This is a genomic window from Streptomyces sp. NPDC059564, from assembly GCF_042735575.1.
Lineage (GTDB): Bacteria > Actinomycetota > Actinomycetes > Streptomycetales > Streptomycetaceae > Streptomyces.
This window is the reverse complement of sequence record NZ_JBHWBP010000481.1, coordinates 1-4,607: the sequence shown is the minus strand read 5'-3', so window position 1 is coordinate 4,607 and position 4,607 is coordinate 1. Positions and strand designations below refer to the sequence as shown.

At 71.6% G+C, this 4,607-nt stretch carries 4 protein-coding genes; all 4 read left to right on the top strand.

All coding sequences use genetic code 11. The annotated features are described in order from the left end of the window. Positions 1-74: 74 nt before the first annotated feature. The gene (locus ACFV0Q_RS38565) at positions 75-230 is read left to right on the top strand and encodes a DUF6131 family protein (RefSeq protein WP_385012367.1); all 156 of its coding nucleotides are present in this window, start codon (positions 75-77) and stop codon (positions 228-230) included. A 156-nt stretch (positions 231-386) separates the two neighbouring features. Continuing rightward, complete coding sequence (locus tag ACFV0Q_RS38560) at positions 387-953, top strand: PadR family transcriptional regulator (RefSeq protein ID WP_385012366.1); 567 nt, start codon at positions 387-389, stop codon at positions 951-953. Positions 954-1,008: 55 nt separating this feature from the next. Next, a complete protein-coding gene (locus tag ACFV0Q_RS38555; RefSeq protein ID WP_385012364.1) occupies positions 1,009-2,727 on the top strand; it encodes an acyl-CoA dehydrogenase family protein in 1,719 nt (572 codons plus the stop codon). Between the two features lie 128 nt (positions 2,728-2,855). Then, positions 2,856-4,607 (top strand): DNA helicase RecQ (gene recQ / locus ACFV0Q_RS38550; RefSeq protein ID WP_385012363.1); only part of this gene is annotated, 1,752 nt, incomplete at its 3' end.

Sequence of the window (4,607 nt, the reverse complement as noted above, 5' to 3'; positions counted from 1 at the left end):
GGGGGTAGACGCGTGACGAACACCCCGCCGGATCCTCCGGTCCGCCGCGTTCCTAGCGGGGAAGTGAGGACACCATGATCGTCATTGGAGTGGTTCTCCTGCTCATCGGCTTTCTGACCGGCATTTCCATCCTGTGGACGATCGGAATCATCCTGCTCGTCGTGGGGGCGGTGCTGTGGATTCTCGGTTCGGTCGGACATGCCGTCGGCGGTCGGCGCCACTACTGGTGACCGGCCCCCGCACCGCCCGGTGCGCGGCCCCGGGCGTCCCCGTGACGCACGGGGCCGCACGGCGCTGAGGGCGCCTCCGGGGCGGGCGGGGTGAGCCGCGTCTCACCGGGGCGCCGGACCTTGTCTATGCAACGAGTTGCATAGAAAGATCGGGGCATGGCGCTCGAACACGCGATACTCGTCTCCCTGTTGGAGAAGCCGGGCTCCGGTTACGAGCTGGCCCGGCGGTTCGACCGTTCCATCGGCTACTTCTGGACCGCCACCCACCAGCAGATCTACCGCGTGCTCGGGCGCATGGAACGCGACGGCATGCTCGCCGTCCGCGAGGTGCCGCAGCAGGGCCGGCCGGACAAGAAGGAGTACTCCGTCGCCGCGCCCGGCAGCGCCGCCCTCGCCCGCTGGCTGCACGAGCCGATCGACCCCGAGAGCCTGCGGCACGACCTCGCCGTGAAGATCCGCGGCGCGGCCTTCGACGATCCGGCGGCGCTGATCCGCGAGGTCGAACGGCACCGCGAGGTGCACGGCGACCGGCTCGCGCACTACCTCGCCGGGGAGCTCCGCGACTTCACCGGCCCGGACGCGCCCGCACCCCTCGACGCCGGACAGGAACTCCAGCACGTCGTGCTGCGCGGCGGCATCGCGTACGAGCGCATGACGATCGCCTGGCTCGACGACGTCCTCGCCACCCTGCACCGGCTCGGCGCGGGACCCGCGCCGAGCTGAGCGCCCCGCGTTCCCAGCCCTCACCCTCCCCGACCCGCACCCCGGAAGGCGACCCATGGCCGACGCCCTGCTCTTCAACCCGCGCACCTACGACCCCGCGCACTTCGACCCCGAGACCCGCCGCCTGCTGCGCGCCACCGTCGACTGGTTCGAGGAGCGCGGCAAGCGCCGGCTGATCGAGGACTACCGCTCCCGCGCCTGGCTCGGCGACTTCCTCGCGTTCGCCGCGAAGGAGAACCTCTTCGCGACCTTCCTCACCCCGGCCTCCGCCGCCGCACGCGAGGACCAGCGCTGGGACACCGCCCGGATCGCCGCCCTCAACGAGATCTTCGGCTTCTACGGACTCGACTACTGGTACGCCTGGCAGGTCACCATCCTCGGCCTCGGCCCGGTCTGGCAGAGCGGGAACGCCGACGCCCGCGCCCGCGCGGCGCAGCTCCTCGACCAGGGCGAGGTGTTCGCCTTCGGCCTGTCCGAGAAGACCCACGGCGCCGACATCTACTCCACCGACATGCTCCTGGAGTCCGACGGCGAGGGCGGCTTCCGCGCCACCGGCTCCAAGTACTACATCGGCAACGGCAACGCCGCCGGACTCGTCTCCGTCTTCGGCCGCCGCACCGACGTCGAGGGCCCGGACGGCTACGTCTTCTTCGCCGCCGACAGCCGCCACCCGGCCTACCACCTGGTCAAGAACGTGGTGGACTCCTCCAAGTACGTGAGCGAGTTCCGCCTGGAGGACTACCCGGTGTCCGCCGCCGACGTCCTGCACACCGGCCGCGCCGCCTTCGACGCCGCCCTCAACACCGTCAACGTCGGCAAGTTCAACCTCTGCACCGCCTCCATCGGCATCTGCGAGCACGCGATGTACGAGGCCGTCACCCACGCGCACGGCCGCATCCTGTACGGCCGCCCGGTCACCGCGTTCCCGCACGTGCGCCGCGAGCTGGCCGACGCGTACGTCCGCCTCGTCGGCATGAAGCTCTTCAGCGACCGGGCCGTCGACTACTTCCGCTCCGCCGGTCCCGAGGACCGCCGCTACCTCCTCTTCAACCCGATGACGAAGATGAAGGTGACCACGGAGGGCGAGAAGGTCATCGACCTCATGTGGGACGTCATCGCCGCCAAGGGCTTCGAGAAGGACAACTACTTCGCGCAGGCGGCCGTCGAGATCCGCGGCCTGCCCAAGCTGGAGGGCACGGTCCACGTCAACCTCGCGCTGATCCTCAAGTTCATGCGCAACCACCTGCTGGAGCCCGTCGAGTACGCCCCCGTGCCGACCCGCCACGACGCGGCCGACGACGCGTTCCTCTTCCGGCAGGGGCCCGCCCGGGGCCTCGGCTCCGTACGCTTCCACGACTGGCGCCCCGCCTACGACGCGTACGCCGCGGTCCCGAACGTCGCCCGCTTCCGGGAGCAGGCCGACGCCCTGTGCGCGTTCGTCGCCACCGCCGCCCCCGACGAGGAGCAGAGCCGCGACCTCGACCTGCTCCTCGCCGTCGGCCAGCTGTTCGCGCTCGTCGTCCACGGTCAGCTGATCCTGGAGCAGGCCCGGCTGACCGGCCTCGACGAGGACGTGCTCGACGAACTGTTCGCCGTCCTCGTCCGCGACTTCTCCGCGCACGCCGTCGAGCTCCACGGCAAGGACAGCGCCACCGAGGAACAGCAGAGCTGGGCGCTCGGCGCGCTCCGCCGGCCGGTCGTCGACGCGGCCCGCTCGGCCCGCGTCTGGGACCGCGTCGAGGCGCTGGCCGGGGCGTACGAGATGGCTCCGTAGCCCCGCCACGGCCCGCGGCCCCGCCCCTCTCCGGGCGGGGCCGTCGGCCGTACCGGTGGCAGCGGAGGTTGTCCACAGGTTCCGGGCGGGGGAGCCGGGGTGTCCGCGGGTGCCGTTAGGCTTCTCGAATGGCCCTTCCGGACGCTTCCCCCGAGATCTCCGACGCTCTGCAGGTGCTGCACCGAGTCTTCGGCTACAGCTCCTTCCGCGGTGAGCAGCAGGAGATCATCGACCAGGTCGTCGCGGGCGGCGACGCCCTCGTGCTGATGCCGACCGGCGGCGGCAAGTCGCTCTGCTACCAGATCCCGGCGCTCGTCAGAGAAGGCACGGGCGTGGTGATCTCGCCCCTCATCGCGCTGATGCAGGACCAGGTGAACGCACTCACCGCCCTCGGGGTGCGGGCCGGATTCCTCAACTCGACGCAGGACCCGTACGAGCGGCAGGCCGTCGAGCAGGCCTTCCTCGCCGACGAGCTGGACCTGCTCTACCTGGCTCCCGAGCGGCTGCGCGGCGAGGGCACGCAGCGGCTGCTCGACCGGGGCAAGGTCTCGCTGTTCGCGATCGACGAGGCGCACTGCGTCGCCCAGTGGGGCCACGACTTCCGGCCCGACTACCTCGCGCTGTCCATGCTGCACGAGCGCTGGCCGAAGGTGCCGCGGATCGCGCTGACCGCGACCGCCACCGAGGCCACCCACGCCGAGATCGTGGCGCGGCTCGGCCTGGAGGAGGCCCGGCACTTCGTCGCCAGCTTCGACCGGCCGAACATCCAGTACCGAATCGCCCCGAAGAACAACCCGCTCAAGCAGCTCCTGGAGCTGATCCGCACCGAGCACGAGGGGGACGCCGGAGTCGTCTACTGTCTCTCGCGGGCCTCGGTGGAGAAGACCGCCGCCTCCCTGGCCGAGCACGGCATCGACGCCGTGCCGTACCACGCCGGGATGGACGCCCGGGCGCGCGCGGCGAACCAGGCGCGCTTCCTGCGGGAGGAGGGGGTCGTGGTGGTGGCCACGATCGCCTTCGGCATGGGCATCGACAAGCCGGACGTGCGCTTCGTGGCCCACCTCGACCTGCCGAAGTCGGTCGAGGGCTACTACCAGGAGACCGGCCGTGCCGGCCGCGACGGCGAGCCCGCCACCGCGTGGCTCGCGTACGGGCTCCAGGACGTGGTCCAGCAGCGCAAGCTCATCGAGGGCTCCGAGGGCGACGAAGCGCACCGCCGGTCCCTGGGCATGCACCTGGACGCCATGCTCGCGCTGTGCGAGACGGTCGACTGCCGGCGGATGCGGCTGCTGGAGTACTTCGGCCAGTCGGGCGGACCGTGCGGCAACTGCGATACGTGCCTGACCCCGGCCGAGTCCTGGGACGGGACGGTCGCCGCGCAGAAACTGCTGTCCACGGTGTGGCGGCTGGCCAAGGAGCGGCGCCAGAAGTTCGGCGCCGGGCAGATCATCGACATCCTCCAGGGCAAGAAGACCGCCAAGGTCATCCAGTTCGACCACGACGGGCTCTCGGTGTTCGGCGTCGGGGCGGACCTGAGCACCGCCGAGTGGCGCGGAGTCGTCCGCCAGCTGCTGGCGCAGCGGCTGCTGGCGGTCGAGGGCGACTACGGCACGCTCGTCCTCACGGACGACAGCGGCGAGGTGCTGGGCGGGCGCCGCAGCGTCCCGCTGCGCAAGGAGAAGGCGCCCGCGGCCCCGGCCCGCAAGGAGTCCGGATCGCGCTCCGGGAAGGGCGCCCGCGTTCCGGTCGACCTGCCGGCCGCGGCCGAACCGGTCTTCCTCGCCCTGCGCGCCTGGCGGGCCGCGACGGCCCGCGAGCAGGGCGTCCCGGCGTACGTCGTCTTCCACGACGCGACGCTGCGGGAGATCGCGACCCGGCTC